The sequence below is a fragment of the Terribacillus saccharophilus genome (genome assembly GCF_002272745.1).
Classification (GTDB): Bacteria; Bacillota; Bacilli; order Bacillales; family Amphibacillaceae; genus Terribacillus; species Terribacillus saccharophilus_B.
Genome location: NZ_NPBD01000002.1, coordinates 1 through 18756 on the forward strand (window position 1 = coordinate 1; position 18756 = coordinate 18756).

21 protein-coding genes, 2 pseudogenes and 1 riboswitch are annotated in these 18756 nt (G+C 43.0%); of the genes and pseudogenes, 14 read left to right on the forward strand and 9 right to left on the reverse strand.

What is annotated here, in order from left to right:
- From CHH58_RS01840 to CHH58_RS01850, 3 genes and pseudogenes are all read left to right on the forward strand, one after another.
- Positions 1–994: pseudogene (locus CHH58_RS01840) on the forward strand (collagen-like protein); the annotation flags it as partial.
- A 133-nt stretch (positions 995–1127) separates the two neighbouring features.
- Positions 1128–2921, forward strand: a complete 1794-nt coding sequence (locus CHH58_RS01845; protein WP_095232529.1) for a M3 family oligoendopeptidase — start codon at positions 1128–1130, stop codon at positions 2919–2921.
- 35 nt (positions 2922–2956) lie between these two features.
- The gene (locus tag CHH58_RS01850) at positions 2957–3097 is read left to right on the forward strand and encodes a LuxR C-terminal-related transcriptional regulator (RefSeq protein ID WP_095261068.1); all 141 of its coding nucleotides are present in this window, start codon (positions 2957–2959) and stop codon (positions 3095–3097) included.
- Between the two features lie 46 nt (positions 3098–3143).
- Here CHH58_RS01850 and CHH58_RS01855 read toward each other — a convergent pair whose 3' ends face one another.
- A complete protein-coding gene (locus tag CHH58_RS01855) occupies positions 3144–4520 on the reverse strand; it encodes a peptide MFS transporter (protein WP_095235107.1) in 1377 nt (458 codons plus the stop codon).
- A gap of 209 nt (positions 4521–4729) precedes the next feature.
- A riboswitch (TPP riboswitch) is annotated at positions 4730–4829 on the forward strand.
- Between the two features lie 84 nt (positions 4830–4913).
- Here CHH58_RS01855 and thiT point away from each other — a divergent pair.
- Positions 4914–5480, forward strand: a complete 567-nt coding sequence (gene thiT, locus CHH58_RS01860; RefSeq protein ID WP_095231034.1) for an energy-coupled thiamine transporter ThiT — start codon at positions 4914–4916, stop codon at positions 5478–5480.
- A gap of 36 nt (positions 5481–5516) precedes the next feature.
- Here thiT and CHH58_RS01865 read toward each other — a convergent pair whose 3' ends face one another.
- On the reverse strand, positions 5517–5867 hold the full coding sequence (locus CHH58_RS01865) for a general stress protein (protein WP_095261942.1): 351 nt from the start codon (positions 5865–5867) through the stop codon (positions 5517–5519).
- 193 nt (positions 5868–6060) lie between these two features.
- Between CHH58_RS01865 and CHH58_RS01870 the strand changes: the two genes are divergently transcribed.
- Both CHH58_RS01870 and CHH58_RS01875 read left to right on the forward strand, forming a co-directional pair.
- Entirely contained in the window at positions 6061–6417 is a 357-nt protein-coding gene (locus CHH58_RS01870) for a hypothetical protein (RefSeq protein WP_095231033.1), read from the forward strand.
- 139 nt (positions 6418–6556) lie between these two features.
- Positions 6557–7048: a class I SAM-dependent methyltransferase gene (locus CHH58_RS01875; RefSeq protein ID WP_095231032.1), complete on the forward strand. Its 492-nt coding sequence runs from the start codon at positions 6557–6559 to the stop codon at positions 7046–7048.
- Positions 7049–7080: 32 nt separating this feature from the next.
- On the opposite strand, the gene CHH58_RS01880 is transcribed toward CHH58_RS01875, so the two are convergent.
- Entirely contained in the window at positions 7081–8430 is a 1350-nt protein-coding gene (locus CHH58_RS01880) for a dihydrolipoyl dehydrogenase family protein (protein ID WP_170937489.1), read from the reverse strand.
- A 147-nt stretch (positions 8431–8577) separates the two neighbouring features.
- Between CHH58_RS01880 and CHH58_RS01885 the strand changes: the two genes are divergently transcribed.
- Positions 8578–8988 carry a YwpF family protein gene (locus tag CHH58_RS01885; RefSeq protein ID WP_095261944.1) on the forward strand — a complete coding sequence of 137 codons (411 nt, stop codon included), beginning with the start codon at positions 8578–8580 and terminating at the stop codon, positions 8986–8988.
- A gap of 88 nt (positions 8989–9076) precedes the next feature.
- Positions 9077–10441: a TrkH family potassium uptake protein gene (locus tag CHH58_RS01890; RefSeq protein WP_095261945.1), complete on the forward strand. Its 1365-nt coding sequence runs from the start codon at positions 9077–9079 to the stop codon at positions 10439–10441.
- Positions 10442–10485: 44 nt separating this feature from the next.
- Here the strand turns inward: CHH58_RS01890 and CHH58_RS18850 are convergent.
- Positions 10486–10563, reverse strand: a pseudogene (locus CHH58_RS18850) (YjcZ family sporulation protein); the annotation flags it as partial.
- A 388-nt stretch (positions 10564–10951) separates the two neighbouring features.
- Between CHH58_RS18850 and CHH58_RS01900 the strand changes: the two are divergent.
- Entirely contained in the window at positions 10952–11179 is a 228-nt protein-coding gene (locus CHH58_RS01900) for an aspartyl-phosphate phosphatase Spo0E family protein (protein WP_306452922.1), read from the forward strand.
- A 32-nt stretch (positions 11180–11211) separates the two neighbouring features.
- Here CHH58_RS01900 and CHH58_RS01905 read toward each other — a convergent pair whose 3' ends face one another.
- Positions 11212–12372: an aminotransferase A gene (locus CHH58_RS01905; protein WP_095232533.1), complete on the reverse strand. Its 1161-nt coding sequence runs from the start codon at positions 12370–12372 to the stop codon at positions 11212–11214.
- Between the two features lie 110 nt (positions 12373–12482).
- Here CHH58_RS01905 and CHH58_RS01910 point away from each other — a divergent pair, with 110 nt between their 5' ends.
- Both CHH58_RS01910 and CHH58_RS01915 read left to right on the forward strand, forming a co-directional pair.
- Positions 12483–12620, forward strand: a complete 138-nt coding sequence (locus tag CHH58_RS01910; RefSeq protein ID WP_095231026.1) for an FbpB family small basic protein — start codon at positions 12483–12485, stop codon at positions 12618–12620.
- A gap of 119 nt (positions 12621–12739) precedes the next feature.
- Entirely contained in the window at positions 12740–13012 is a 273-nt protein-coding gene (locus tag CHH58_RS01915; RefSeq protein ID WP_095232534.1) for a hypothetical protein, read from the forward strand.
- Here CHH58_RS01915 and CHH58_RS01920 read toward each other — a convergent pair.
- The 3 genes from CHH58_RS01920 to trhA all read right to left on the reverse strand — a co-directional run bounded on the left by CHH58_RS01920 (position 13009) and on the right by trhA (position 15136).
- Positions 13009–13482: a YkyB family protein gene (locus tag CHH58_RS01920; protein ID WP_095231024.1), complete on the reverse strand. Its 474-nt coding sequence runs from the start codon at positions 13480–13482 to the stop codon at positions 13009–13011. The genes CHH58_RS01915 and CHH58_RS01920 overlap by 4 nt on opposite strands.
- A gap of 86 nt (positions 13483–13568) precedes the next feature.
- Positions 13569–14429 carry a metallophosphoesterase gene (locus tag CHH58_RS01925; protein ID WP_170937490.1) on the reverse strand — a complete coding sequence of 287 codons (861 nt, stop codon included), beginning with the start codon at positions 14427–14429 and terminating at the stop codon, positions 13569–13571.
- 74 nt (positions 14430–14503) lie between these two features.
- Positions 14504–15136, reverse strand: a complete 633-nt coding sequence (gene trhA, locus CHH58_RS01930; RefSeq protein ID WP_095231022.1) for a PAQR family membrane homeostasis protein TrhA — start codon at positions 15134–15136, stop codon at positions 14504–14506.
- A gap of 212 nt (positions 15137–15348) precedes the next feature.
- Between trhA and cbpB the strand changes: the two genes are divergently transcribed.
- The 3 genes from cbpB to CHH58_RS01945 all read left to right on the forward strand — a co-directional run bounded on the left by cbpB (position 15349) and on the right by CHH58_RS01945 (position 17810).
- The gene (cbpB, locus tag CHH58_RS01935) at positions 15349–15822 is read left to right on the forward strand and encodes a cyclic-di-AMP-binding protein CbpB (RefSeq protein WP_095217472.1); all 474 of its coding nucleotides are present in this window, start codon (positions 15349–15351) and stop codon (positions 15820–15822) included.
- A gap of 102 nt (positions 15823–15924) precedes the next feature.
- On the forward strand, positions 15925–16638 hold the full coding sequence (gene dapD / locus CHH58_RS01940) for a 2,3,4,5-tetrahydropyridine-2,6-dicarboxylate N-acetyltransferase (RefSeq protein ID WP_170937491.1): 714 nt from the start codon (positions 15925–15927) through the stop codon (positions 16636–16638).
- 59 nt (positions 16639–16697) lie between these two features.
- Positions 16698–17810: an N-acetyldiaminopimelate deacetylase gene (locus tag CHH58_RS01945; protein WP_095231021.1), complete on the forward strand. Its 1113-nt coding sequence runs from the start codon at positions 16698–16700 to the stop codon at positions 17808–17810.
- A gap of 14 nt (positions 17811–17824) precedes the next feature.
- Here CHH58_RS01945 and CHH58_RS01950 read toward each other — a convergent pair whose 3' ends face one another.
- Positions 17825–18679: a mechanosensitive ion channel family protein gene (locus tag CHH58_RS01950; RefSeq protein ID WP_095261946.1), complete on the reverse strand. Its 855-nt coding sequence runs from the start codon at positions 18677–18679 to the stop codon at positions 17825–17827.
- Positions 18680–18756: the final 77 nt, after the last annotated feature.

The window sequence follows — 18756 nt, forward strand, 5'->3', positions numbered from 1 at the left end:
AGAAACAGGCGCAACGGGGCTCACTGGAGAAACAGGAGAAACAGGATCAACGGGACTTACTGGAGTAACGGGAGAAACAGGATCAACGGGACTCACAGGAGTAACCGGAGAAACCGGAGCAACAGGACTCACAGGAGTAACCGGGGAAACCGGATCAACAGGACTCACAGGAGTAACAGGGGAAACCGGATCAACGGGACTAACCGGAATAACAGGAGAAACTGGCGCAACGGGACTCACAGGAGTAACCGGAGCAACAGGACTCACTGGAGTGACAGGATTAACAGGGTCCACTGGACTTACTGGTGTAACCGGATCAACAGGACTCACGGGAGTGACAGGAGAAACAGGATCAACCGGACTCACGGGAGTGACAGGAGAAACCGGATCAACAGGATTTACTGGGGCGACGGGAGAAACCGGAGCGACTGGAATCACCGGCACAACAGGGTTAACGGGCCCAACGGGACTGACTGGTCCAACAGGGTTAACTGGAATCACCGGAACAACAGGGTTAACAGGGATTACAGGACCAACAGGACTTACAGGTCCAACCGGAATCACCGGAGCAACTGGAAACACAGGTAGCGCTTTGCCTTCTGTTAGCGCTCTTGCAGCAAACCAAGTGACGGCAACTCTTCCATTAACCCTTAATACGGATACTACAATCAATACAATTACACCAACAGTAGTGGCAGGTAACAACGAAAAACTGGATTCAGTTGCGCAAATTTCTCTTGTGACAACAGCCAACTGGTCAGTAAATATAACAACTACATTGCGAAGAGGTGCTACGATTCTTGATCAGGTTACTATTACTAGAACTGGTCAGAATGCAGGTACCCAGCGACTTAGTGTGTCGAACACGTTTGTAGACGTGGTTCCAACAACTGGAACCGTAACGTACACGATAAGTGTAAACGTAGTCCCAGTTTCAAGCATCACTTCCGCATCAGCGGAAACTCGTAATCTGAATGGTACACGTTTTGTATAATAGTGAAAGGCCATAGCTTAGATGCTGGGGCCTTTTCCTTTTGAGAGTATTGCTGAAAAATATCGAACACTAAAACTTTTCAGTCAATATACCAAGGCGTATAATAGAAAGGTAGTTTTAAGGAGGTATACATATGACAAATAAGTACGGACAAACATGGGATCTGGATGCGATTTTCCCTGGTGGCAGTGATTCTTCTGCACTTTCGGAATTCGCAGAGAAAGCAGATCAAGCCTTAACAGATTGGAAACAGGCTTTGGAAGCCTTTCAAGTACCGGATCAGGCCGAAGATACGGCCGGCTTGGTGCGTATCGTGGAGAAGTGGGAAACATCTGCTAAACATGTATTCGAGGTTGTTGCATTCGTTGAGTGTCTGGTAGCCCAGGATGTTACAGATAAAAAAGCTAAGCAATGGTCTGGGAAGAAAGATGAACTTATGGCTGCTTACAGCGGAACGCTTACTGGAGTGGATCAGGTTATCACACAAGTGCCGCAGCAGACATGGGAGCAGATGCTGGAGCAGCCGGAATTAATCAATTATGCTTTCGTTCTTGATGAACGTAAAAAAGAGGCTGCTGAAAAGCTTTCTCCTGAACAGGAAGTGTTGTTGAATGATTTGGCGATTGACGGTTACCATGGCTGGGGAGGCATGTATGACACAATTGTCGGCAGTATCCAAGTGCCATTGGAAATCGATGGGGAGGAAAAATCCTATTCCGTTGGTCAAGCAGCCAACAAATTGGATGCTCCAGATCGCCAGGTAAGACAGCATGTGTTTGCTAGAATGCAGGAAGCTTGGACAGAAAAAGAAGATTTCTTTGCTGAAACGATTAATCATCTGGCTGGTTTCCGTCTGCAGACATATAAGCATCGCAAATGGGACAGTGTGTTGAAAGAGCCGCTGGCTTACAACCGTATGTCTCAAGAAACGCTGGATGCTATGTGGGGAGCGATTTCGGATGAGAAGGATTCATTCGTAAAATACCTGCAGCGCAAAGCGAAGATTCTCGGTCTTGAAAAATTGAGCTGGTATGATATCGATGCACCGCTCTCTTCTGCAACGAAGCATGTTTCATACGACGAAGCAGCTGACTTCATTGTGAAGAATTTCCGCACGTATAGCAGTCAGATGGCAGATTTCTCACAGCAAGCTTTTGAGAAGCGGTGGATTGAGGCAGAAGACCGTAATAGCAAACGTCCTGGTGGCTTCTGTACTAGCTTCCCGGACAAGAAAGAAAGCCGAATTTTCATGACTTTCAGCGGAACGGCTTCCAACGTGTCGACACTTGCGCATGAATTAGGTCATGCGTATCACAGCTACGCAATGAATGATGTAGAGCAGCTGAACCAGCAATATGCTATGAACGTAGCAGAAACAGCTTCCACATTGGCAGAATTAATCGTCTCCGATGCTGCAGTAAGAGAAGCAGCGACGAAGGATGAGAAAATCGCGTTGATCGAGGAAAAAATCCAACGTAGCATTGCTTTCTTCATGAATATCCATGCGCGCTTTTTGTTCGAGACAAGATTCTATGAAGAACGCAAAAATGGACTCGTATCCGCTGCACGCTTGCGTGAGTTGATGGTCGATGCTCAGAAAGAAGCATATAATGATCAGCTAGATGAGTACGATCCGACATTCTGGGCGTCCAAGCTGCATTTCTACGCAACCGACGTACCGTTCTATAATTTCCCGTATACATTCGGATATTTGTTCAGCACAGGTATTTACGCAAAAGCGGCAGAGAATCCGGAAGACTTTGAACGTTCCTATAATGCTTTGCTTGAGGATACTGGCCGCATGACGGTTGAGGACTTAGCGATGAAGCATTTGCAGGAGGATTTGACCGATAAGGCATTCTGGCTTAAAGCTATTGCAGTTTGCAAGCAGGACATCGAGGAATTCTTGAGATTGACTGCAGAATAAATAAGGGAGACCACTCAATTGAGTGGTCTTTTTTTATGACAATACTCACTTTAGTAGCTGAACTGTTTTTATCACCAGGAACAGTCCGGAATTATTTCTCAGAACTTTTGGATAAACTGGGAGCTCAAAACCGTTCGCAAGCAGTTTTCAAAGCGAAGAAAGAGGAATGCATATAAAAAAACACAGCTCCAAAAAGGAACTGTGTATATGTGTATCTGAAGTTTAGTCTCTTGCATCCAGCATGGACTGAAGTTTTTTGGAAATCGTTAGCAGTATGATACCTACTACGATTGCCGCTGCACCGATTACACTGAATATTTCCACATAACCGAGTGTTGCTGTTAATGCAGCAAGCTGACCGCCGATAATGTTGGCGATACCGGATGCTGCCATCCAGACACCCATTAATAGAGAAGCGATCTTGATAGGTGCTACTTTACTTATCATCGATAAACCTACAGGTGATAGACAAAGCTCACCTATAGTGTGGAACAGATAGGTAAAGATGATGAACAGAATATTAGCTTTGTGTACAATATCTGTTTCGTCACTGCCAGTATAAAGTACTGCTGGAACCAAAACCATGAACCCTATTCCCAGGAGAATCATGCCAAGGGACATTTTTGTTGTTGTCCGCAAATCTCCGCGTTTTGATTTACTAAGTTTCAACCAGACAGCAGATATGATTGGTGCAAGGATAACAATGAATAGCGGATTCACAGATTGGAACCAGGAGACAGGTATCGTATAACCGCCAACATTTCTATCAATGAAATCCCTTGTATAAAGTGTCAGGGAAGTACCGGCTTGTTCAAAACCAGCCCAGAAGAAGATAACAAAGACAAACAGGATTAGTACAGCACCTGTCCGTTTCTTTTCTGCTTTAGTCATTTTTGCAGCAGGAACGTTCTTAGCTGTTACATTAGTCCGAGCAGGTTTTGTCCCGATATCACCTAAGTAGCGTTTACCTAACAAGCTGAAGATCAGCTGGCCGACAACCATACCGATGGAAGAAGCCAAGAACGCCCATTTAAAACCAAAGTGTTCAATACCATCAGCGTCTACTGAGTGGAATAAATCTTCTGCAAGAAAACCAGCTATTAATGGGGAGAAAAATGCTCCCAAGTTGATTCCCATGTAGAAGATTGTGAAGGCAGCGTCCTTCCGTTTATCTCTTGGATCATATAGATCACCTACATAAGTGGAAATATTCGGTTTGAAGAATCCATTACCTATGATCAAGAAAAGTATTCCTATATATAGACCTAATTGGCTGTTGAATAGAAATATTGTGAAATCTCCGATCGCCATTGTAATACCGCCGATCGTGATTGCTGTACGAAGTCCAATGAATTTGTCTGTAAGATAGCCGCCGATAATTGGCGTAAAGTAAATGACTCCTCCGTATAAACTATAAATGAAGGCAGCATGTTGTGTATCCATGCCTAGGCCGCCGCTTATTACTGCAGCAGTCAAGTAAAGCATTAATACAGAGCGCATTCCATAATAGCTATATCTTTCCCACAATTCCGTGAAGAAGAGAAGATACAATCCCTTTGGATGCTTCTTCCCTTGTGGGATTGTAGCTGGTGTATCCATTTTTAATCCTCCCTTTTTAAAGAACATTGTCCATTATACGTCATAGTTTTTCTCGAATTCAAACAATTTCGTTATATGAAGTAAAAGTAATAAAATTGCTAAAATTAGGACTTGGATGATATTTCATATATAGGAAATATTAATATTTCTTGCTAGCGCTCTCATTTTTCTATATAATGGATAGACAACAGAAAACAAAACGGTAAAAATAAGCCTGCAGGGGGAGCCATTTCGGCTGAGATGGACATTTGTCCAGACCCTTTGAACCTGTGAGTTAGCACTCGCGTAGGGATGTAGCTTCTTTGATGGGGAAACAATGCACACTGGGCCATCGGAAGGGACCCCTCTGCAGCATTGTTTTTTTGTTGCATTCTTTATTAGAGGAGAAAAAATATGCAATCAAGAAGCAAGGTTTTATTTTTAGTAGAGGTGGCAATATTCGCCGCACTCGCATTCGTACTGGACTTATTTTCATTTAAAGCGTGGGCGCAGGGAGGCAGTATCTCCTTGCAAATGGTGCCAATTTTCTTAATGGCGTTTCGCTGGGGGTGGAAAGGCGGTCTTACGACAGGGTTAGTTGTAGGATTGCTGCAATTAGTCACCGGCCCTTATATAATACATGTTGTCCAAGGTTTCTTAGATTATCCTTTGGCCTTCACTTTAGTTGGACTGGCAGCTGTAACGGCTGGTTCAGCGCGTAAAGCGGCAAAAGAGAATAACCGAGCGAAGCTTATTGGATTCTTAATCATCGGAACATTGATTGGCAGTATCGGGCGGTTCGCTTCGCACTTTGTAGGCGGAATGGTCTTTTTCGGATCTGCAGCTGCTCCGGGGCAAACGGTTTGGGCATACTCACTTATATACAATGGCTCCTACTTGCTGCCAAGCTTTATAGCCAGCATTATCGTTATTCTCATTTTGGTTTTGGCTCAGCCGAAACTCATCTTACCAAAGAAATAAAAAAAGGCACTGTCTCATTGGACAGTGCCTTTCTATTTAGATTAGCAAGCCTTCGACGTTGTCTGTTTCTGTGACAATCAAGAAGATTTTCCCCTCATCGAGATCCTCTTCAAAATCCTCAGCTTCTTCCTGAGAAAAACCGATTTCCTTCAATTTCGCACGTAGTTCATCACCTTGTTTACTGAACATGCTGCCAACAGCACTTTTAGCTCCCATCTCGGATAATCCAATCGTATTAGCATCCACTTTACTGGATACACGTTTCGTTCTGTCATCATCATGTGACAATACATAGATGTTATCTTTGTTTACCCCTTTTGTGCTTAAAAGTTGAATGTCTTCTTGGATCTTTTCATCGTTTGTGTACTCTTTTAAATATGGTTTCATGTTGAATTCTCCTTTTTTAGCTAATTTGATGTACTAAATGTCTACCCGCTGGCTAGAAAATAAAACCAACAATAATAATTACAAAAATTCAATATAGTATGTCTATTTATCTGAAAATCGGCTTACAGACGCTGTGTGTTGTGATAAACTGAATGTAAATCGAGGTTTCCAGTCCGGGTGAGGAGGAAACAATATGGCAGATATTATTGATATGGATCAAGTTAAAACTAAGAAATGTTTATGTCAGGTCGCCAAAATGAAAGGCATCGAATACGAAATCTATCTTACTGTCGTTAAATATATAGATAAACATACGGAGAATGTACTCCCTGAATATGCTTTCAAAACGACAGCTTCTGGTTTGTCTGAAATATATAATGGTAATCGCGAGCTATTTTTGAGAAGTTATTATGAATTGCTGCGTTATTGGGATATCCCACTGATTGATGCAGAGATTCCTGCTAATATGGAATTCGAACGCTATCCGAAAATAGGAGACCTATGTTACTTTATTGACCGCAAAATTCAAACTGGCAAATATACGAGTTGAAAGGACAGCTGGATGTATCAGCTGTCCTTTTTAGATGTAGGATAGAAAGTGTTAATACGTGAGAGCATAGGGAAGATACGTTTAGCTTTCGAATTGGAAGGGCAATACAGAACTAATTGATTCAAAAGGAGAGAGTCGTATGGCGAATAAAACAACAGAGGTTTCCGCAGCAGAAGTGGTGGAGCTGTTGGAAATAGAAGGCGGAGAAAAAGTGATAGTCTTTGGTGCTGGAAATGGGGAACTGGTTATTCCTATCGCACATAAAACAAAAGATCGCGTCACAGCCCTGGAGAAAGACGAAACTTTATTAGAAGAATTAGCTCTTCGTGCAGAGGAGGAAACGCTGACGAATATCGACCGGATGCCTAGCGGATTAGGCAGGCTGAATTTTCCCGACGCTTCCTTCCAACGAGGCCTGGCGGCATTTGTGCTGGACAATACAGATGACCCCGAGCTTGCAGCACAGGAAATGTACAGAGTTACTATTGAAAAGGGTATTATGGTAGCGCTCGGCTACAGCAGAGATCACAGCGCGGATCTGCTTGCAGATAAATTGACTAAGGCTGGATTCGAAGTGACGCAAGGAGACTTTAATGAAGAAGTATATTATGTAAAAGCATATAAAGCATAAGAAAACCGCCAGATATGGCGGTTTTTACTTGTTCACTGAAGCATGCTAGGAATATCGCTCTCCGCTGTCGGATAAGCCCAAAGCAAAGACTGCAGCATTTTAACCGGTGCTTCCATCTCAATTGCCAATGTAAAGACATTAATAAAATGTTCAGCATGAGCTGCATATAAATACGCACCGACAATAGTTTGCTTTTCTTTATCTAAAATAATTTTGCTGTACCCTTCTTCCAGTCTAGTCGTTTTATTTGTGAAGAAGGAGCTCAAATCTTGTTTGATGACAGTATACTTGTCCTGTAATTTTGCAGCCTCGTCTGCTGTTACGCCAACTGAAGCAATTCCGGGGATTGTATAAACAACGGAAGGCTGAACATGGTTGAAATCATCCTGTTGTTTTTCTTCCAACATGTGTTGAATAACGCGGCTTCCAGCTTCTGAAGCCAGAGGTGTAAGGGGCAGCTTTCCGTCATCAGCGCAATCACCTGCAGCGTAAATATGCGGTGCTGATATACTTTGCTGATTTTTATCTACTTTGATTCCTTTCTTGCTATAAGAAATGGATGTCTGATCCAGCCCCATATCTTGGACATTCGGTGCTCTGCCAGCACCGTGAATGACGATGTCAGCAGCTAGCTGTTCTATGTTGTTTTCAGAACGGATGGAAACGATAAATGCATTCCCTTGCTTTTCTACAGCTTCTAGCTCCGTGTTCGTTCTAATATCGATGCCAAGTTTTTTGCTGTAGTTGACCAAATGATTGACGACGTCTTCATCAAAGCCTTCCAGAGGACGTTCTCCACGATGAATAATTGTTACTTTTCTATTAAAACGGGCAGCAATATGTGCGAATTCAAAACTTATATATCCTCCGCCGATTAGCACCAATTCTTGAGGTAACTCATCGAGCTCAAAAAAAGCATCACTTGAAACGAGATTTTCGAATCCATCTACCGGCAATTTAGTGGGGGAAGCCCCTGAAGCAATTAGAATATACGCAGCTTGAAGTCTTTCTCCGTTAACCTCAATTGTATGATCATCAATAAATTGTGCGTGTCCTTGGTATACCTCGATGCCGTCATTTTCGAATTCTTCGACAGTCGATTCGGGAATAGGTTTCGTGAATGTCTCCTTATGTTCGCGTAGCTTGCTCCAATCTAGCTGTGCATCTCCAGTCAAACCAAAACCCTTCATCCGCTCAAAAGCATCCTGGATTTTGACTGTTTCAATCAGCACTTTCTTTGGATCACACCCCCATTGAGGACATGTACCTCCAAATGGTTTATTATCAATAACGGCTACAGTCCACCCCTTTTTTCTAGCTGCTGAAGCCGTGCTGTGGCCACTTACGCCCGAGCCTATTACGATCAAATCAAGTTTATGCATAAGTATCATCCTTCCTGGCAATATCCTAACTCTGTACCCGGGCTCTTTGCACAGAAAACATCCTATACACAATACATACGGATCGGAAATGTTCTGATAAGATAGAGAAAAAGACTTAATTGGACATGTTAAAAGGAGAGGTTATTTATGAAAACATTTAAACTGGTAGAGCTGACTTTATATCCGACAGATCAAGTGTCATTAAATGAGAAAGAAATGAAATTGTCAGAGGGGTTAATCATCAATAAGGAAGAAGATAACGAATGGGTGCTGGAAGCGGTTCTCGGCAAAGCGGATTTGGAAAGTGTACAAGAAATATCTGAAGACCGCATAGTACTACTTGCCCAAGTGCGAATCACGAAACCAGAAAACCGCCCGGCGATGTTCCTTGTTCAAGTACAGGAAGTGAATGATTTAGGTGAAGAAGGAAATGTAATCATGAAGGGCACGCTTGCAAGGGAAGAAAAATTAGAACTGTTCGCTTCAATAAAAAGGATGCGTCAAGAAGGAATGAAAGAGGAAGAGATTTTGACCAGCGGAGCCGGAACCACGGAGTGAGTGCGCTTGAAAAAGCGAGCTATTCTCCAATATGCCTGCTATAATAGACTACATTTGAAACGAAACGTGCAATTAAAGGAGCTCTTTTATGCGTACCTATGACCCGCGTTGGCGATGGCTGAATAACATTTCGCCAACCAGATTGATCATCTTGTTTTATTTAGCTGCTGTAGTTGTTTCTACGTGCTTATTGGCATTGCCAGTGGCTCATAAAGAAGGAACTGATATATCCTTCGTTGATGTAGTATTTACGGCTGTCAGCTCCATTAGCGTTACCGGACTTGCTTCTGTCCCGATTCATGAATATTTCAACACAACTGGTATCATTTTTATAGCCTTCACGATGCAGTTAGGCGGAATTGGCGTCATGACTCTAGGGACGTTTGTATGGCTGCTGTTCGGTAAGAAAATCGGTTTCAAGGAACGGAGACTGATCATGGTTGATCAGAATCAAGTATCGTTTCGCGGAGCGGTTAATCTGATGCGGCAGATCCTGATTGTTGTCTTGTCGATAGAACTGATTGGATTTCTTGTGCTAGGTACTTATTATCTGCAATATTTCCCTACAGCGGGTGAAGCTTATTTTCAAGGTTTATTTGCTTCAATTAGCGCGACGACCAATGGTGGATTTGATATAACTGGACAGTCACTTATTCCTTTTCGACATGATTATTTCGTACAATTCGTACATATGCTGCTCATAATTCTAGGAGCAATTGGTTTCCCGGTTCTGATTGAGGTGAAGCAGTATATCTTTGCTTCTAAGGATGAGCGCACTTTTATCCGGTTTTCTTTATTCGCAAAGCTAACAACAATTACTTTCATGGTACTTATTTTTGCTGGTGCAATCATTATTGCATTGCTTGATTCCAGGAATTTCTTTGTGGGGAAATCCTGGCACGAGGTACTGTTCTACTCCCTTTTCCAATCGGTGACCACTCGAAGCGGTGGACTTGCAACAATGGACATTGCGCAGCTAACAGAACAAAATCAGCTGTTCATGTCTGCACTAATGTTTGTCGGGGCTTCTCCAAGCAGTGCAGGAGGAGGTATCCGTACTACCACCTTGGCATTGGTTGTTATTGCGCTTTACCATTTTGCCAGAGGGAACAAGCAAATTACTGTCTTACGGCGGGAGATTCACCCGGAAGATCTTTTCAAGGCAATTAATGTGACGATCTTCGGCATGATATTAGTATTCACCTCAGCTGTGATTCTTGTCTCCATTGAGCCATTTTCGCTGACTGAAATACTATTTGAAGTATGCAGCGCGTTCGGGACGGTCGGCTTAAGTCTAGGCATTACACCGGAGCTGAGTGATGCAAGTAAGGTTGTTTTGATGTTGCTCATGTTTCTTGGGCGTGTAGGTATCCTGACATTCTTGTATTCCTTGCAGCGAAATTCACAGACAGCTAACTTCCACTATCCTAAAGAGCGAATCATAATTGGTTAAAAAAAAAGACAGCATCCTAGTAGGATGCCGTCTTTTTTTTGGTATTAGCAGTAGAACGCTGCACCAACAATAATCAACAAGATGAAAAGTACTACGATCAAAGCAAAGCCATTGCCGCAACCATTGCCGCCGCCGTAGCCGCCTTTGTTTTCACAACCACACTCGTAACCTCCGCCTCCGCCGCCGAAACCGCCGAAGCCACCGTATCCGTAACCCATTCTGTTTCACCTCCTAAAGCTTACATCTTACTATATGGCGCAGAGCTAAAAGGGGTATAGTCGTTAGCCCATTTTCCAATACTATTTCTATCGCGTATTATTGATCTGTAAACATGACGACTGCCGCCTTTATGAATAAAGATCTAATTTCGTTCCGTCGTCTTTTGGCGAATGATAGGAAAGAAGGAGGAAGCTTGTCAGTTACTTATGTAAAAAGTGTGAAAAGTGCTTGATAAACTTTACTTTCATTCGATCTTTTGGCATGATAAGTAATGGAAAAGATTTGTAACTAATGAGGGATAATGGTGATCAAATGATATTGCCTGAACACGCCAGATATTGTCTGCAGCACTCAAACAAACTAATCAATCTTAATAGGCTGACGCAGCAGATTGAGGTACTGCGTGAGCAAATGGCAGAAGTAGCATTTGAGAAAGGTTTTACAAGCAGTGAATCCATTGCAAAAAGCCAGGAATTGGACAAGCTGCTGAATTTATATGAAGCAAAAAGAAAGATATAAAAAAGGACAGGTACCCCGACCTGTCCTTTTTCTTATAGCAGCTTATTAGAAGATAGGAAACGTTCCAGTCGGTCCATGCCTTCTTGAAGCAGCTCCATACTGTACGCATAAGAAAGCCGCATATACCCTTCTCCAAGATGAGAAAATGCATCTCCTGGAACGATAGCAAGACCTGCTTTCTCCACTAGTGCCAAACCAAGTTCCAATGACGTCATTTCCTTGATCGGGAATTTCGGGAAAATATAGAAAGCACCATTGGGTTTCTCAACAGTCAATCCCATGTTTTCCAAGCGCTCCAAGCAGTAGTCCCTGCGTGCACGATATGCTTCGCGCATGTTGACTGGATCTTCCAAACCATTCGTCAGCGCTTCGATTGCAGCATACTGACTGACAGAAGTTGCACAAGTAGCGTTGTATTGATGAACTTTAAGCATATGCGTACTTAGCCATGCGGGTGCCAAAGTAAATCCGATTCGCCAGCCGGTCATGGAATGGGATTTACTCAAGCCGTTAATAATGATCGTCTTATCCCTAACCTGTGGGAAACTGGCAATCGATACATGAGTGTCATCGTACGTCAACTCGCTGTAGATCTCGTCTGATAATATGAATATATCCTTGTCAGCTAAAAAGTCCGCAATCTCTTCCAAGTCATCATATGTAAGTGTTACTCCAGTCGGGTTGGATGGATACGGGAGAATGACACATTTCGTCTTCGGTGTAATGTATTGTTTCAATATGGATACCGTCAATTTAAAACCATTTCCGGTTGTATCCGCCAGAACTGGCTTTCCTCCTGCCAGCGAAATAAGCGGTTCATAACCAGGATAAACTGGACCGGGTAAAATTACTTCATCTTCTGGCTGCAGGATAGTCCGCAGTGTGATATCAATAGCTTGTGATGCTCCAACTGTGACGATGATTTCTTCTGCCGGACGGTATAGTGGAGCGTATTTTGTGTAAAATTCACTGATTGCCTGACGTAAAGGCATTAGACCAGCATTAGGTGTATACGTCGTCTTGTCAGAACGGATGGCTTCGATACCTGCTTCCTTGACATGAAGCGGAGTAGGGAAGTCGGGCTGACCAATCGTCAGACTGATCATATCCTCTTTATCTGCAACAAGATTGTAAAAGCGGCGAATGCCGGAGATTTGTATGTTTGTAACGCGCGGATTGATAAGATGTTCCATCTGAGATCCTCCATTGTCATACTTTCTTAACATAATGTTCAAACAATTTTGATTATAACGTGATAGTATTGGGAATAGCTAAAGGAAAATATATAGGGAGGCTAATAATTATGAGACCCCGCAAGCTTTCTTTAGAAGAATTAATCACGCAAAACAAAAATGAGTTATTACAGGACGATCAGGCAATGCTTAAGATTGAAGAGTCGCTCGATGATAGATATGGCATTCCGACTGATCATATGGAATAACGATTGATACATTATAACATAGTGTTAGAAAACAAAGGAATCCCGACCGCTAAAGGGATTCTTTTTTTGTTTAGATGCTTTATTTTTAGTCGAAACTATGGAAAGGAGGTATGGCGTTGATGAATTTACCTATAATGAGTCTGTTAGGCATTCTGTCTGTATTTGCAGTTATATTCTTCAGTATCAGGTGGCTTGTAAGGAAGCAGTGGTACTATATTTTATCTGTATTATGTGCGCATGCTGCATTGGGTTATTTACATCGTATCGATTTGCTGCAGTGGGAATCTTTAGAAGAAAATCTTCTCCTGGTAATGACCTTGATTTGCAGCGTGCTTATCTTATTTAGGTTATTTACTACTTTAGGAAAAAAAAAGAACAAGCGTACAGCTTAGCTGCGACGCTTGTTCTTTTCTGGCCAGGTAAACTGACCAAGTGAGGATGGTGTATAATATGCCGATCTGCTCACAGGTGTCTGCTGTTTGGGTCTTGTATCCTGCTGAGGTAATTTCAAATAACTGGAAAGAATTCGCTTTGCTTGAGAAAGGGAGAGGTTTGGCCTCGGGTTCCGAAAAGTCTTGTCCAATTCTCCAAGATGCGGCAGTGTTTTGAAATCTTCCTTTGCAGCCGGGATATGAAAGTAATAGTCTGCTATTTGTACCAGCATAGTGGAGTGCTGTCTACTGAGTTTCGGGTGTTCAGAGAAATGCAGGCCGATTTTCTTTGCTTTGTTCTGTTCCAGCAGTTTTGCTACTGTTTGTTTCTTTAATTGATATAAGTGGCTTGGATCAGAAGCTGTTTTTGCGTGCCGATTGACGACGAACAACGCTTTTGCTATATCCTCTAATGTCCAGTTCACTTTCATGCGAGTAAACCTCCTATTGTAGGAATTGACCCTATCGGAGAATGGTACTATAGTACAGAAAAGCTGTACGCTTGGCAAGCTCTTTCTTATTTAAGCTCGACATGCTTTGGTCCATGCTGCAGGGTAAGTATTGATATTTCCGGCGGACATGCAAAACGAATTGGCATCCTAGTCGTGCCGACACCTCTGGAGACGAAAACCTGCAAGGGCCGTGAGCCGATTTCATAATGACTATCCACATATCGTCTGCCATATGGAGGTACAATCACTTCGCCGTAAAAAGGAATTCGCACCTGGCCGCCATGCGAGTGGCCGGATAATTGAACGTCAACAGGTAAATGTCTGATATTTTCAGCTAAATCCGGTTCATGCGCCAACAGGATGGTAAAGGAATCTTCATCGCTATGACGAGTGGCTGCATGCAGGTTCGGTGTACTTCGGATGACATCATCAATGCCAGCCAGAACGATATGTTCCTGTCCACGTTTTAGGAATGTAGCTGTATTGTGCAGGGCAGTGAATCCTCCAGCTTCCATATACTTCGCAACAATTGCTTCACTTTCGTCACGATAATCATGGTTGCCATATATCCAGTACTTTCCGAATGGAGCCTGAAGTGTCGTTAAGCAATCGACAATCTCTTGCTTCCATTTCAGCCGGATCGGACGATCGGCAAAATCACCAGTAAATACAATGACGTCTGCTTGCTGTTCTTGAATATGACGAACTAAACGTCTAAGCTTTCTAATGGAATAATGATAACCTAAATGCAAATCACTGAATTGAACAATTTTTAGGCCATGGAAAGATTTCGGTAGCCTTTCACTAGTCAGTGTATATGACTTAGTCACCAGTTTTGCTGGTTCTATATGTCGTGCATACATATATCCAAGGCCAACTCCGGCAACAATAGTTCCCGCAGCTGCTGAAATCCAATTCTTATTCATAACAAACATGCACCTTCTTTTAGCCGTAATAAAGGCACTCTTCCCCAATTCAATGGAGAGAATGCCTTTTTTAATTAGATAATGAACAGGATGGCGAAGAAATGGAATGCCGAGCCTGCCAGCACGAATAAATGCCATACAACGTGATGGTAGGGGATCTTTCGCCAAACATAGAACACAGCACCAATTGTATAGAAAAGGCCGCCAATAGCCAGATAAAGAATCGTTTGATGCGGCAGAGCTGCAAGCATTGGTTCCCATAGGAGGACGATCATCCAGCCCATCAATAGATAGAAGACTGTAGACATGATCAAGAATTTCTTGACGAAGAAAATCTTAAAGATAATTCCTCCAAGTGCAATGCCCCAAACGATGCCAAAAATGGTCCAACCGAGTGAGCTTCTGAGGCCGATCAGCAGTAAGGGTGTATAGGTACCGGCGATGAAAAGATAGATAGCTGCGTGATCGATAATCTGGAAAATATCCTTCACTTTTCCCTCAGGCAAAGCGTGGACGATTGTCGAAGAGAGATACATGAGCAGCATTGTCGTACCATAAATCGTAACAGAGACGATGATCCATGGATCCTTAGTAAAGCTGGCCAAGACTACCGCAACAACGAGCGCTGCGATACTCAGTAAAGCACCGAACCCATGCGTGATGGAGTGGGCTGCTTCCTCTTTTTTCGTGAAAATATAAGTTTCCAATTATTTACCTCATTTCTGCTTTGTTTCAGTATAATGCTTTTTCTAGCTTTTCACCATAAAAACAAAGTCAATCCTGGAAATATTTTATGGTGCAGATGCCCAAATGTGACACTTTGCGGACGTTGTCGAAATTGGTAGCCTGCAGTGGGTTGTGGTAAACTGGTATAGGTGATTGACCTCCTTCTATTGCCGCTGACAAAAGGAGAGATCGAATGGCAAAATTAGAGTTGCAGGAACTCACCGGAATAACGGTAGAGGACTTGATGATCGAGTCTGAAAAAGTTGCTCACGTTCAATTGAATAACCCGTTGGAGCACGCTTTGCTCGTGCTTGTTAAATCAGGTTATTCGGTCATTCCCGTACTTGATCATACGTATAGACTGCAGGGCATGATATCGAAGACAGCAATCCTGAATGAAGTTCTCGGTATGGAGAGATTCGAGATGGAGAAGCTTTCCGAAATTAAAGTGTCGGAAACGATGCTGCCAGATGTACCTGTATTGAAGAAGTCGGATTCATTTCTAACAGCATTGAAGGCTGTGGTGAACCACGCTTTTCTTTGTGTGCTTGATGAGGAAGGATATTTCGAGGGCATTCTGACTCGAAGGGCGATTCTCAAAAAAATGAACAGGTACTTGCACGAACAAGTGCATTACCATCCAACTGGCGATAAGACCAATGTCTGATGACGTGTTTTCGGTACAGCCAGTCATGCTCGAAAAAGCTTGTTGATTAGTAAAAGTTTTGATAAAGTAATTCCATACGTTGTTACATAGGAGGCAAAAACCGTGAAAATGATGGACGCAAATGAAATCATCTCTTTCATTTCGAATAGTAAAAAATCTACACCAGTTAAAGTATATGTAAAAGGAAAAGGCCTGGACACTCTAGCTTACCCAGAAAGCGTAAAAGCTTTCCCTGAAGCGAACACAGCAGTTCTATTCGGCGAATGGAGCGAGTTGGAAGGCTTTTTGAAAGATACAGAAGCAATTGAGGATTATGTCATCGAGAATGACCGTCGTAATTCTGCAATTCCTCTATTGGACTTGAAGGGTATCAATGCCCGCATCGAGCCAGGTGTTGTCATCCGTGACCAAGTGGAAATCGGTGATGGTGCTGTTATCATGATGGGCGCATCAATCAATATCGGTTCTGTAATTGGTGAAGGAACAATGATCGATATGAACGTCGTAATGGGCGGACGAGCAACTGTTGGTAAGAACTGCCACATCGGAGCTGGTACTGTCTTGGCAGGTGTTATCGAACCACCTTCTGCAAAACCAGTAGTAATTGAAGATGATGTTGTCATCGGTGCTAACGTTGTTGTATTGGAAGGCGTTACAGTAGGAAAAGGAGCGATTGTTGCTGCTGGCGCAATCGTGACAGAAGATGTAGCTCCAAATACACTTGTTGGCGGAACACCAGCACGTGTATTGAAAGAAATCGATGATCAGACGAAAGCAAAAACAGAGATTCGTCAGGAACTTCGTAAATTGAACTAACAAGGAAAAAGGAGCAGCTGCTGCTCCTTTTTTTATTATCAAATAAAGCAGGTGATTGCATGGAAGATACATTGATCCAGATCAGACGGGATTTGCATCGTATACCCGAACTTGGATTCCAGGAAGAAAAGACACAGGCATATTTGCTGGATTACATTCACGAACTTCCGCAGGAATATTTAGAAATAAAAACATGGCGGACTGGTATTGTCGTAAGAGTGGCCGGGTCCGTCGGATCAAAAACGATCGCTTATCGTACTGATATCGATGGATTGCCGATTACGGAAGCCACCGGGCTTCTATATCAATCTGAGCATGAAGGCCGTATGCATGCCTGTGGGCACGATCTGCATATGACAATTGCTTTAGGTTCATTGACCGCTTGTGCTAAAGATCAGCCTGCACAAAACATCGTATTCATATTTCAGCCTGCAGAGGAAGGTCCGGGAGGAGCTCTGCCGCTTATGCAAAGCGGTATTTTGAAAGAGTGGTGGCCGGATGAAATATTCGCTCTTCATATTGCTCCGGAGCTGCCAGTAGGCACCGTTTCCTCCAGAGCGGGTTTGCTATTCGCTAATACAAGCGAGCTTTTCCTTGATTTCAAAGGGAAAGGCGGACATGCTGCATATCCGCATTTGACGAAAGATATGGTTGTTGCGGCTAGTACCTTTGTAACTAATATGCAGGGGATAGTAGCGCGTAATTTGGATCCATTGCAAAGTGCCGTTATAACAATCGGGAAGATGGAAAGTGGATTTGTGCAAAATACAATCGCGGAGACTGCTCGCTTAGAAGGAACGATCAGAACGATGGATCCGGAAGCTATTGCCTTGGTGAAGCAGCATATCGAGCAGCAGGCAAGAGGACTGGAGATCAGCCATAATTGTCAGATTGAAATTGATTATGGTTCGAATTATTACCAGGTGTATAATGACGGAACCAAGGTGGAAGCATTCCAAGGAGCTATAGCAAAAACGTCTTTGATGTATAAGGAAGCTCCACCGGCAATGACTGGGGAGGATTTTGGCTATATGTTGAAGGAAATTCCCGGCTTTATGTTTTGGTTAGGAGTCAATTCGCCTTATGGATTGCATCATAGTAAGCTGCAGCCTGATGAAAAGGCATTGGAATATGGAGTCGAAGCCGTTTTAGCTTATATAAATCACGCATAAGAAAAGCGCAAAGCTTATTGCTTTGCGCTTTCTACTTTTCGCTGCAGAAAAACTTGATGTGGATAAGGAATCTCGATTCCTTCTCTGTCGAAGGCTTCCTTGATTGCCTTTTTCATATCACGTTCTGCTCCGTATTGTTCCATATTGGCTGTATGACCGATGATCCGCAATGTGATTTCAGAGGCTCCCAGTTCCTCTACACCAATAACATCTGGTCCTTCACGGAAACGTTCGTCATGCTGGAAGGTATCACATATTTCCTGCAGAACCCTGAGAGCATGATCAATATCATCTTCATAACTAATGCCGATATCAACCATAGCGCGCATGTTTCCGCGAGAGTGGTTGCTTATTCCGTTGATATTACGGTTCGGGATAAAATTCAACGTACCATCGAAGCTTCTCACCTGCGTCGTCCGTAATCCTACTTCCTCTACAACACCATTGTAGCCAGATGTGGTAATAACATCTCCAACTTCAATTTGACGCTCCAAAAGGATGAAGAATCCAGTCACGATATCACTCACCAAACCTTGAGCACCGAAACCGATGGCAAGTCCGATAATACCAGCTCCTGCTATCAACGGTCCGATTTGGATTTCGAATACTCCAAATATCATAACAATGAGAAGGAAAATCAAGGTATACCCATATGTATTGATAAGCAATTTCTCTAAAGTTATCATTCTGCTTGTTGAAATACGCTGTTTGGAACTTGCTTTATTCAAGCTGGTACTTATCAGTTTTTTTCCGACAGCTCGCAATACGAAATAACCGATTACGATAAGCAGCAGCTGCAGGCCGATTGACACGGATTTTTCGATTAAGCCATCGTAGTTGAATTGTAGTCCGTCTGTTAGAAAGTTCATACCATGTCTCCTTTTACAATTTTCTGCTCCTAGGAGAGTTCCCGGAATAGTCAAAGATGAAACGCTCTGTAACACAT

Bases quoted from the DNA above. Each gene is read 5' to 3' on its own strand.
- CHH58_RS01845 (WP_095232529.1), top strand. From the start codon at position 1,128: ATGACAAATAAGTACGGACAAACATGGGATCTGGATGCGATTTTCCCT.
- CHH58_RS01850 (WP_095261068.1), top strand. From the start codon at position 2,957: ATGACAATACTCACTTTAGTAGCTGAACTGTTTTTATCACCAGGAACA.
- CHH58_RS01855 (WP_095235107.1), bottom strand. From the start codon at position 4,520: ATGGATACACCAGCTACAATCCCACAAGGGAAGAAGCATCCAAAGGGA.
- thiT (WP_095231034.1), top strand. From the start codon at position 4,914: ATGCAATCAAGAAGCAAGGTTTTATTTTTAGTAGAGGTGGCAATATTC.
- CHH58_RS01865 (WP_095261942.1), bottom strand. From the start codon at position 5,867: ATGAAACCATATTTAAAAGAGTACACAAACGATGAAAAGATCCAAGAA.
- CHH58_RS01870 (WP_095231033.1), top strand. From the start codon at position 6,061: ATGGCAGATATTATTGATATGGATCAAGTTAAAACTAAGAAATGTTTA.
- CHH58_RS01875 (WP_095231032.1), top strand. From the start codon at position 6,557: ATGGCGAATAAAACAACAGAGGTTTCCGCAGCAGAAGTGGTGGAGCTG.
- CHH58_RS01880 (WP_170937489.1), bottom strand. From the start codon at position 8,430: ATGCATAAACTTGATTTGATCGTAATAGGCTCGGGCGTAAGTGGCCAC.
- CHH58_RS01885 (WP_095261944.1), top strand. From the start codon at position 8,578: ATGAAAACATTTAAACTGGTAGAGCTGACTTTATATCCGACAGATCAA.
- CHH58_RS01890 (WP_095261945.1), top strand. From the start codon at position 9,077: ATGCGTACCTATGACCCGCGTTGGCGATGGCTGAATAACATTTCGCCA.
- CHH58_RS01900 (WP_306452922.1), top strand. From the start codon at position 10,952: ATGAGGGATAATGGTGATCAAATGATATTGCCTGAACACGCCAGATAT.
- CHH58_RS01905 (WP_095232533.1), bottom strand. From the start codon at position 12,372: ATGGAACATCTTATCAATCCGCGCGTTACAAACATACAAATCTCCGGC.
- CHH58_RS01910 (WP_095231026.1), top strand. From the start codon at position 12,483: ATGAGACCCCGCAAGCTTTCTTTAGAAGAATTAATCACGCAAAACAAA.
- CHH58_RS01915 (WP_095232534.1), top strand. From the start codon at position 12,740: ATGAATTTACCTATAATGAGTCTGTTAGGCATTCTGTCTGTATTTGCA.
- CHH58_RS01920 (WP_095231024.1), bottom strand. From the start codon at position 13,482: ATGAAAGTGAACTGGACATTAGAGGATATAGCAAAAGCGTTGTTCGTC.
- CHH58_RS01925 (WP_170937490.1), bottom strand. From the start codon at position 14,429: ATGAATAAGAATTGGATTTCAGCAGCTGCGGGAACTATTGTTGCCGGA.
- cbpB (WP_095217472.1), top strand. From the start codon at position 15,349: ATGGCAAAATTAGAGTTGCAGGAACTCACCGGAATAACGGTAGAGGAC.
- CHH58_RS01945 (WP_095231021.1), top strand. From the start codon at position 16,698: ATGGAAGATACATTGATCCAGATCAGACGGGATTTGCATCGTATACCC.
- CHH58_RS01950 (WP_095261946.1), bottom strand. From the start codon at position 18,679: ATGAACTTTCTAACAGACGGACTACAATTCAACTACGATGGCTTAATC.